This window comes from Ruegeria sp. AM2, assembly GCF_056540685.1.
On the sequence record NZ_JBQFXE010000009.1, the window covers coordinates 168,787 to 179,451 of the forward strand.

Sequence of the window (10,665 nt, forward strand, 5' to 3'; positions counted from 1 at the left end):
CTGAACTTGGGGTTCCATGCAAGCCAAACTCACTTTTCGACCTGATCAGTTTTATCCTCAGAATAGAAAGGGCATGCCTTCGCCTCGTTACCTCGTCATTGGCTTTGACACGGAGTACCAGCGGGAGGCCATTGTGAACGGCGACGGGCTTGCCGAGGTTCGCAATCAGGTCCTGTCCTACCAATATAGCTGTCACGTCATCACGCCGGACAACGAAGGGGATGAACAGAACTGGTCAGGCATTGTGTTGCCAAAAGGGCCAGCAGATGACGACCGGCTGACTTTGGCCGGGTTTGTGGAACATGCGCTGCGGGATGGGTTTACCCAGCACCCTAATCTGAAAGTACCAGTGAATGTTTATCTGGTCGCTCACTTCACTCGTGCAGACGTGCCGGGGTTCTCTGACTTCAAGGAGGAGAAGACCCGGAAAGCCATGAATCTGGAGAATGTCCGCAACCTGTTCATGAATGTCGAAAAGGACATCAAGGTCAATCTGAAGCGCGGTGACAAGCTCCGGCCAATCAAGCTGCATGTGGCAATCCGGGACACGGTTGCACTGGCCCCCGCAGGAGCCAAAAGTCTTGCCAAGCTGGGAGAAATCCTTGGCTATGAGAAGATGAAGCTGTCGGACGATCCCAAGCAGGAAGAGTACTACAAGGAACATATGGGGGAGCTTCTGAACTCCAACTGGCCGCTGTTCCGAGCCTATGCCATTCGTGATGCGGAGGTCTGTGCGCAATACACGGTTCTCATGATCCGGCTCTATTTTGAGAAGACGGGTAAGTTCAAGCTGCCCGTCACACTGACTTCGATTGGTGTTGACCTGATTCAAAAGCATTGGCTGTCCCAAGGGCTCGATCCGCTGGAAATCGTCGGGAAGGAGAACGTGACTGAGAAGTATTGGAGCAAGAAACGAAGTCGCTATGTGACAAAAACTGAAGCCAAGACGGTTCAAAAACTGTTTTGGAGCGAAGACTTCTTCACGGAATGCTATCACGGTGGCCGCAATGAGCAGTTTTGGTTTGGTCCAGCACCCGAGGGTGTCTGGTATGACTACGATCTGACCAGTGCGTATCCAACGGCAATGGCGCTCATCGGTGAACCGGATTGGGATACGATCACGCACATCACCAGTACTGATGAATTGCTTGGCGGTGGATTGACTGTCGAAGACCTAGCCTTTGCCAATGTAGACTTTGAGTTTCCGGATGACGTGCAATATCCGGTTCTGCCGGTGCGTACGGAGAATGGATTGTTGTTCCCCCGCAAGGGCAACAGCACCACCCATATCAGTGAAATCCTTCTGGCCAAGCAACTGGGGGCAAAGATCGAACTGGTGGAGGGGCGGCGGATCAACTCTGACCGTGTTATCAGCCGTAGGGAAGATGGTGGCAGGGAATATGGCCCTGCTGAGAAACCGTTTTTGAAGTTTGCCCGTCACTGCATCGAGGAGCGTGCCAAACATCCGAAGAAGACCCTGCACAATCTGTTCTGGAAGGAACTGGTCAATTCAACATACGGCAAGACCGCTCAGGGTTTGCGGGAGCGCCGGATATACGATTTACGGGATGCCGACACCAAACGCTTAGAGCCCAGCCCAATCACCAACCCGGTCTATGCTGCCTTCATCACGGCCTTCTGCCGAGGGGTGCTGAGTGAGATTATGAATGCTCTGCCTCGGGACGTGCAAATCTTCAGTGTCACGACCGATGGCTTTCTGACGACCGCCACGGATGGGCAAATGCGGGAGGCTGCAAAAGGAACGCTGGGCCGGAAGTACCTGAACTCCCGAATTGGGTTGGCCGCGCAGTGGAGCATCTATGAGGTCAAGCATATCATCCGTCAGCCTGTTGGCTGGCGTACACGGGGGCAGGCCACATTGGTGTCGTCCGCACCCGAAGACTGGGAAGGAACCGGCATGGTGCCCAAAGAGGATGAGACGGTTGTACTGGCCAAGGGCGGTATTAAACTGGACGCCATCCTGTCGAAGGCTGAGCAGAACAACAAAATTGTCGATCTGTTCTTTGACCGCAAACCGACCGACACGCTGACCGTCACAATGGGGGCTGGCATTCGGGAGATGTACGAACAGGGTATGGACTTCGTTGACAAGACGATGACCAAACGTCTGTCCATGGAGTTCGACTGGAAGCGCAGGCCAGAAGCTGCTGGTGATGTCGCTGTAACAACCGAAGACGGCCAGACCCAAACGCACTTGGCATTTTCGACGCAGCCGTGGGACACAGTGGATCAGTTCAACACCACTCGGGCGATCTGGGCAGACTACAATAAGCAGGCTGGGCATTGTCTGAAAACTGTGAACGACTACCAAGCATGGGCGGAGTACTTTGAGGGCAAGCTGGCCGCTCAGGGTCCGGCTGGTGCTTACATCGCTAAAGAAGATGGTATTCTGAAACGCCTGCGTCGAGACCTGATCATAGCGCACAAGCTGCGGAAAGCGGGTACGCATGAGCTTAAGCCACACGCAATGGGGAACAAGAAGATATTCCCAACCTACAAGCTCAGGGCGCAGCAACTGGCGGAAATTCTAAATGATGGTTTTGGCATCCCCTGCTCCAAATCGGATGTAGATAATGCCCGAAAGAAAAAGGCGTTTGTGCCGCATCAGGTGCCCCGGACGGCACAGTCTGTTGCTGTATTGAGAAGCATCAGACTGAAAATGTTCCCCGAATTGGATGTTGAGCAGTTCCTGACGCCGAAAGCGGCTTTTGATCTGGCGGTGGAAGACGCTGATATGAAACAGCACCGTCGGGACCCCGTGAAAGATGCGCTGGATGCTCTGGTTAAAGGGGTGGAATAGGTCGCACGGCAATGGCTGGTTTGAGCCCATCAGGCTCATCGATAACTCGTGCTGCGCGCACGAAGCCAAATTTTGCCCCACACGTATCATCACTGTTACTGCGAGGCGGCGAAGAAATCGGCCATTCGAACGTCGCGCTGCGAGGACCGTCCGAGCAATTTACAATTCGCGAGGCCTTATCGCGCCATGAAAGAAGTCTGTCAGATCTGCCCATCAAGAGCCAAATGCTGCCCTAATGTCGATGCGCGCAAAATCGCCCGCGAAGAGCACGAAGACGCTCGCCAAGTCGCCCGCGAGATCGCCAAAACCCGCCAGTACGACATATTGATGAAGGTCAGAAAAGAAGGTCGAGACGCTCTTTGTCCACCTTAAACGCATCCTGGGCCTCGGACGGCTTCGATTATACGGCCCATGTGGTGCCAATAACGAATTCCTCCTCGCTGTCACCGCCCAAAATCTCCGCAAACTAGCTAAGATCTTTCCCGCATCGTAGCAAACACGAAAAGCCTGATCAGAAGGGCGATTATGCCGTGTTCAGATCATCGCTTTCTGCGCTGGCAACACGTTATTATTTAACAGAATCAGCCCTTCTACAACATAGGCTTGTCGAAGTAGCGTAAAACGTTATGCTTGAGTCTCTGGTATGGTATTTCTACTTTGAATGGATGCGAAATGTAGCTCTCCGGATCATCTCCATAATCGGCGGCATTCTCGCAATGCTATCCGCCACCCCCCGATCAACTGCTGGAATCTATGACGCATCCACATTCGAGCCTTCTGATTTCATTTGCCTGACCGATCAATCGGACAAATTAACCGTTTTCTAGACTTACGGCTAGACTCTGAGAAAGTTCGTTTAAGCATCCCGCGCGATTACTTCGATCCTCGACTCAAGTTGTGGGACAACACGATGCGGCAAGGTCAGGTTCTGCGGATAGGGGTGAGCGCTCTTAAACTGAATTTCAAGAGGCACAAAGAATGGTTCTGCAAGGTTAGGCGGTACCGAGACCTTGGGGTCGCCGTTTCCTTGGCAAACTGAGACGGGTTTGAATTCGTCTGACAGCACCCCAAGAACGGCTCGACGACCCACGGGGTTGCGTTGCCGATGGTGATCTGACCAAGGCTGAGCTGGAAGACTTGATGTTGAATTGGCTGAAATTGCATCACCCGCTCTTTGTACTCGTACTTCTAGTTCGGAGGTGTCGGTAGAGCCCCAAAGCCTTGTGACGTCATTCACTAAGTTAACAGAATCTTTACAAACGCTTGGTGCTGAGGCAATCACCTTAACACCTCCGTTGGCACCCTACACGTCAACAATTATGGGTTGCAACGTCAGTCGCGTCTCGAAATACCCACTGGCGATAAGAAAGCCGAGAGGCTTTGTTGCGCAACAAAACGCCTCCCAAAAGTATCCAATTGATCGACTTTAGTGAATCCGCGGACGCCGTAACTTTTTCGAAGTCATCACCCTCCAGTCAAATTAGAGACTTCCGGGCGATCTGCTTGAATTTAACCGATTACAGCGCTGCCGCTGTAAAGGATCCTAGACTCTGTACTTGACGGGTTCTACTGTTCATTAGAGTGTCAGTCTTACGAAATGAAATAATTGAAAAAAAATCCTCCATCCTTTCTCATTCGTATCCGGCGAGTGAAGCTACTTAACAGAGACACAGGAACACTGCGCGCAACAGTACTATCTTGAACGTCTTGATTGTGAACGTGATGGCCACACCCAGATTCAGCGTGAAGTTACAACGTGTTTTCTGGGTGGTCTCACTTCAGAAAAAAGAAACAAAAAAACGACAGACACACAGCATGGGAACATTCCGCATGAGTTCCGAAAAAACACTTTAAAGTTGTTGACAAAGAAACTTGCCGAAACAATCATGGTTTTTGGAACAGGCAAGAATTCTAAAGAATTTCGGCGGCTAGAACTACAAAGGCGTCTCGATCATCAGATGCAAAGATTTTAATATGAAGCAAGCTTTTTCAGTAGTTTTGGGGGCTAGGTCCCCTCAGATGATTGAACCAGCCAAGTTGGATAAAGCGCTGAGCCAGATGGGGCCGAAATCCGTCAAAATCAACTTCATAACCCCGCTAGATGCTGAGGCAGATGTCATAATGCTCAATTTGAGCGAGATGACCATTTCATTGAGGTTGATGCCGACACCGATTCCCGAACCGGTAGTGAAAGGCGCTGTGGCTACTGATAAAAGGCATCAGGTATCGCAGGAACTCTTTCAAAACGACACAGCGCACATCCACTTAAGTGTTGTGTCTGGAGTCTATGATCATGCAAGTGCGTTGGATGCAGCAAAAGTGCTGACAACTGTCGCTGTCGCGACCGCTAAGGCGCTTAGTTTGTCCCACGGCATTTGGATGACTGGCAAAAGGGTCTGGGTAGCTGAAGATTTTCAGAGAGCTGAAGGCACGGATGGTTCTGGAGAATTGCCGATCTCACTCTGGGCAAATTTTCAGTTTTTTAGGGGATCAGGTAGTGCAAAGAATGACCCTGAAATTGGTGGGTTTACTATAGGGCTTGAACCCTTCGTCGGTCGAGAGATCGAAATGGAGCCTGTCCTCGGAAACCAACAGCAACTGATGATGTTTGTTGTGGCTCTGGCCAAGTGGGTTGTCAACGACGGTTTGTTTATGAAAAGCGGGGACACTTTGGACGGAAAGACGAATGACTTCCGGCTTGTTTTCCAAGACTCAGGGTCGAGAGTACCAGCCCCGGTTATTCAAATCGAACCGGTGGGCGCATTGAATCGTTAAGGACAGTAATGGCGTATCATGTTTGGGGCACGGTCAACCGCCCGTACTATACAAATGTTATGTTTGACGGAGAAGAACCGCCATCTTCAGATCACTTCGGTCTTGCGGATGGAATGAGCCAAGTGCCTAACCAGGATCTTCTACCTAAAAGCGGGTATTCAGAAAAAAAGCGGAAAAGGATTCCGGATTATATTGAGCGTTGGGGTTACCAGTTCGTTTCCCAGAGCTTTAAAGACTTGGTTGAGGAATTAGAGCCTGGCGTTCATGAGTTTTTCCCCTTTCTGCTAAGGAATGGATTTTGGGGAGATCACGCGCCGCAATCCTATTACGTGATGAATATTATGACCAAATTACCATGTGTTGATATCGACGCAGGTGGAGTAAAGATAGGGTACGATCACACCGGAAAGTTATCGTATATTCGCCCCAAACAATTTCCCTACGAGCAAATCACGCTGAGAAAATCTAATATTCAGGGGTTGCACTTGTGGCGCGACCAATACTTGCGTGGTAGTTTCTTTGTTTCGGATGCTTTTATGAAGCAATTCAATGATAGAAAGCTGAAGTTCTTAGAGAACGAACCTTCTATCGAAGCCTAATTTTTTAGCCATACAATAGTGAGGTTCCTGCAATGGAAACTGAAGGGCACCACATTTTCCCGAGAACGGTTTGGGATAGCTCAAGTTTAACTAGAGAATTGAAAAACTTAGGTTACATAGAAGACGCGGACAGAGATTCGTCTCAAAACATCATTGATCTACCTTCTGATCCGAACGATAAGATAAATGGCCAAACCAATGCTGCTGTGCATCAGGGTTTTGGTTATGTGCACGACAAGTACAACAGCCTCTTCATTGAAATAGACGCTCAAATATATGACCAGTTCTCGAAGGACGTAACCTCCCTCCGGGCGCAGGGCCTCTCCGAGGATCAAGCCCGAAATGTTGCAGGTGCAATTGCTCTGGCACGTATGGAGGCGGTACAAGATATGGCCCGCATTGATCTAGCAACGGGCCAGTTGTTTGTAAGCGCGAAAGATCCTGCACTTTGGACTCAATCTGATGGTACAATTGATCCAAATTACTTTAACACGGACAGCCATTTGGCGGGTGCTGTAGGCAGTGCTGGAGTAAACGCCATTGTTGATCAAACAAATACAATTTTTTCAAGCACAGTCGATCCCGACTACGTGCCAATTCCCAATTCCAACTCAACGTCTGCCGCAGTCGCACAGAAAAAGGCCACCTACAATCAGTTTGTCCAGGACTCGCTGGCGAGTCAGTCTTGGTCAGACACGTATATCCCGCCGAACGCCGTTGATGCAAATGGCAACGTTAACATTAATTCCTTCTCCAATTACATTCAAATCGTTGATGCTCAGGAGTCCCTGGAAAACGCGCGAAACAACACGCTGCAGATGGAGACAAACGGCGACATAACGCAGAGTCAGGCGGATAATCTAAACTCCCAATACAATGCTCTTGAAATACAGATAAATTCAATTATTGACGACGGTCAAGGATCCATACAAAACGTCAATAATCAAATAAATGCCAAAAACTATAAAGCAACTTTTGACGCCGGAATCATTGATAATTCATCTCCTCATTCTGGTGTTAATTATACAATTGCGACTCAAACGATTTCTTCCAGTGGCAACATTGGAGCAGATTTTAATCAAGTTATTTCGACGTTTAATAGTGGTGTAAGTTCCGCAAATGGCGGAGTTGCTGCATGGCCGAGTAGTTTCAATAACTTCTCGGACCCGGTAAAATCTGGAGCAATATCGACATTTTCGTCAATGATCGTTGGTGTCGGCGGTGGGGTGATTGGGGATGTTGGTGAATTTGTTAACCACTCATACGATTCGTTCACAAAAGGAATAGCGACCGGAGATTGGACTGATTTTCAAGCAGACATTGCGACTTTTGGCGTTTCTATTGCCGTCAGCGCTGCTGTAATAGCAGGATCCATTGCCGTTGCAGCCACAATTTCACCTGCAATAGCTACAATTGTGGCCGCTGGATGGGTGGCGTACGGTGTCTATGACGGTATCTCAAACATCGTGGAGGCTGCGGGAAAGTTTGCAAGCGACATCAACGATTTTATAAATGGCGAGCACAATTGGATCGCAATTGCCGCCGAAAAGATCTCGGCGCGCATCGACTTGGCGCTTGACAGCGTATTCTTCAATCCACCTATTTCACCACTTGTGATTGATTTAGATGGTGATGGCATCGAACTTACACCACTAGACGGTTCAGATGTTTACTTTGATTTAGACGTTGATGGCTTTGCACAAAATACTGGTTGGGTTCAGCCCAACGACGGCCTGTTGGCGATTGATCTGAACGGCAACGGTAGAGTTGATGACAATTCCGAATTGTTTGGGAATGCGACCGGTTTCGAAAATGGTTTTTTACAGTTAGCGGAGTTGGATTCCAACAGCGATGGCAAAATCGACTTTGAGGATGACCAATTTGAAGATCTACTGGTTTGGAGAGATCGGAATCTCGATGGGAACTCGGATACGGATGAGTTAGCTTCTCTAACGCAAACAAATATCGCATCTATTGATTTAGGATCCGTTTCTGTTGACGAAACGAATACTGGTCACTTGGTATCTGACCGCAGTTCAGTTACTTTTTCTGATGGAACTACTGGAACTATTGAAGATATTCACTTCCAAAATGATCCGCGTTCGTCGGTAACAGTTGTTCCAGATGACTTCGTTTACAATGACATGGCATTGAGACTGCCTGTCCTGTGGGGATATGGTAAAATCTCTTCAACTTGGATTGCTCTTTCCTTGGACGAAGAACTAAGGTCCACATCGCGTGAGCTTTTGGATCAATTGGCTTCAGGAGATGTAACGGGGTTCCGCTCGGATTTCGAAAGCTTTGTGCTACGTTGGGCTGGTGTCGATCAGGTAGACCCAACAAGCCGTGGCGACCATATTGATGCGCGACACTTGGCGTTTCTAGAAAAAGCGTTTGGCACAAGCTTCTTGGGAGACAGTAACACCCATCCCGCTCATCGGGCCGGGGACCAATTAGAAGTTCAGTTTTACGAGATTGTTCAAAAACTGGCTGGCAGGTATATAGCCCAGTCTGCGAAGGCTTTTGCGGGTATTGAAGCCGAAACCTACACGGAATTCCTTTCGGTTCTCGCAAATCATCCGTTGGTTGCTTTTGCAGGCTTGGCAGATGATTCACTGACATCGCGAACGTTGAACGGTGATTTGGCGGAAGTTCTCAATGGTCTCGATCAAGCTATTGGCGATAGCAAAGTCTCGATCGATGATGCAGTAGCAGCAGTGTATCTGTTGCAGGCTGACCTTTCTGAAAACCACGATGATTTGGCTGCGCTAATCCAGACGGCGATAACGGATTCTGGAATTGACCCGACCTCGGAACTTGCCATCAACCTCCGGTACTTCGACAACAACACTACGGCCTGGGGTTCGGACGGTAACGACGTCCTGCAACAGTTTGGATCAGGACGGCTTGTTGGCAACGGTGGTAGTGACATACTCACAGCCAGCAAATATGGGAACACGCTCATCGGTGGAACCGGTGACGACAACCTGATCGGTGGCGTCGAGGCGGATTCATATATCTACAATCTCGGCGATGGGTCTGATGTCATTACCGATGACAGCTACACCAACGGCTTTGTTGACCGGCTGCATTTCACAGATGTGAATGCCGGCGATGTTTCGTTTGCGCACAGTACAGGCCACGATCTGGTCATCACTCTGAGCGACGGTGGAACCGTAACGATCACCGATCACTTTTATTCCAACGATTGGCACGTCGAGCTAATAGAATTTGCAGATGGCACTGTCTTGAACTTGCAGGCGATCCGCGACAAAACGGTCTCGGACATGAAAACTTCAGGTGCTGTGATTGGCACGGGGGATAAAGAAAACTACACGCACGCTTTGGGAGATGGATCATACACAATCCACGACAAAAGTGGGGTCGGAAATACTATCGACACGCTGACGTTCACGGATGTTAACCCTGACGACGTCACGTTCTTGCAAAATGCAGGAAAAGACCTCGTCATCACCTTGAGTAACGGCGAAGCTGTCACAATCATTGACCATTTCACCGGTAGCACCTGGGATATGGAACAGATTGAATTTGCGGACGGAACCGTGCTGGTTGGGCAAGGTATTCGCGACAAGTCCGTATCTGACATGAAGGCCACCGGTGCGGTTGTTGGTACAAGTTGGGACGAGACCTACACGCATACATCTGGCGATGGTTCCTATACCATAACTGATTACGGCAGCTACCAAGGCAACGACCGCCTGATTTTCACAGACCTGAACCCATCTGATGTAAACTTGTCTCGATATGGAAACGACGCGGTGATGTCGTTCTCGAATGGTGAAACCGTCACGATCCGGCAGTATCTCGAACCCTACGAAAGATACTCAATAGAGACCATCGAATTCGCAGACGGCACAACCTGGGACCACACTGCATTCCGCAATCAGATGGTCTCTGACATGAAAGCGACAGGTTCGGTTATTGGGACCGAACTGAATGAAGTCTACACGCACACTTCTGGGGATGGGTCGTATACGATCAGTGATTATGACAAGTATCACAGTGATGACCGCTTGGTGTTCTCCGACTTAAATCCGTCCTCGGTGACGCTGTCTCGGTCCGGCAATGACGTGGTGATGTCGTTCTCCAACGGCGAAGCGGTCACGATCTCGCGATACCTGGACGATAACCAACGGTTCTCTATAGAGACCATCGAATTCGCGGATGGTACAACATGGGACCATACCGCATTCCGCAATCAGATGGTCTCCGACATGAAAGCGACAGGTACGGTTGTTGGGACAGAACTGAATGAAACCTATACCCATACATCCGGAGATGGGTCGTACACGATCAGTGACTATGGTCGTTACAGTAAGGACGACCGCTTAATTTTCAATGACCTGAACGCTTCTGACGTGACGCTGTCTCGGTCCGGCAATGACGTGGTGATGTCGTTCTCCAACGGCGAAGCGGTCACGATCTCGCGATACCTGGACGATAACCAAC

4 protein-coding genes and 1 pseudogene are annotated in these 10,665 nt (G+C 49.5%); all 5 read left to right on the forward strand.

All coding sequences use genetic code 11. The features are described from left to right. Positions 1 to 73 precede the first annotated feature (73 nt). Positions 74 to 2,821, forward strand: a complete 2,748-nt coding sequence (locus ACR0CR_RS16090) for a DNA polymerase (protein WP_480600942.1) — start codon at positions 74 to 76, stop codon at positions 2,819 to 2,821. 177 nt (positions 2,822 to 2,998) lie between these two features. Continuing rightward, positions 2,999 to 3,314 (forward strand): annotated as a pseudogene (locus ACR0CR_RS16095) (transposase); the annotation flags it as partial. A gap of 1,526 nt (positions 3,315 to 4,840) precedes the next feature. Continuing rightward, positions 4,841 to 5,596, forward strand: a complete 756-nt coding sequence (locus ACR0CR_RS16100) for a hypothetical protein (RefSeq protein ID WP_480600944.1) — start codon at positions 4,841 to 4,843, stop codon at positions 5,594 to 5,596. Positions 5,597 to 5,604: 8 nt separating this feature from the next. Beyond that, entirely contained in the window at positions 5,605 to 6,195 is a 591-nt protein-coding gene (locus ACR0CR_RS16105; RefSeq protein WP_480600946.1) for an imm11 family protein, read from the forward strand. A gap of 32 nt (positions 6,196 to 6,227) precedes the next feature. Further along, a partial coding sequence (locus ACR0CR_RS16110; RefSeq protein ID WP_480600948.1) for a calcium-binding protein occupies positions 6,228 to 10,665 on the forward strand: 4,438 nt, incomplete at its 3' end.